The organism is Paraburkholderia sp. Tr-20389 (assembly GCF_017104565.1).
In the GTDB taxonomy this organism is placed as follows: Bacteria; Pseudomonadota; Gammaproteobacteria; order Burkholderiales; family Burkholderiaceae; genus Paraburkholderia.
Window position 1 is genome coordinate 1 of record NZ_JAAGPD010000121.1, and the last position, 325, is coordinate 325.

1 pseudogene is annotated in these 325 nt (G+C 61.5%); it reads right to left on the bottom strand.

The features are described 5' to 3' along the window. Positions 1-325, bottom strand: a pseudogene (locus G3N95_RS40420) (adhesin); the annotation flags it as partial.

Sequence of the window (325 nt, forward strand, 5' to 3'; positions counted from 1 at the left end):
CCCAGCGCCACCGAGTTCGCCGTCGTCGCCGACGCGCCATTACCCATCGCGACCGCATTCGATGCGCTCGCCACCGATGCCGGACCCGCCGCCACGCTGTTCGCACCCGTCGCCACCGAGTCCGCCAGCGTCGAGTTCGCGTGGAAGTACTTGATGCCGCCACCGTTGACGATGTTCGTCACCTGGTTGTTGATGTTCGTGACGTTGTTGCCCAGGTTGCTCAGGTTGTTCGCAACGTTCGAAACATTGTTCGAAACGTTGTTCACCTTCGCGTCTTCCGACATCAACTGGCTCACGTTCACCGCATCGGTCGGGTTCAGGCCTG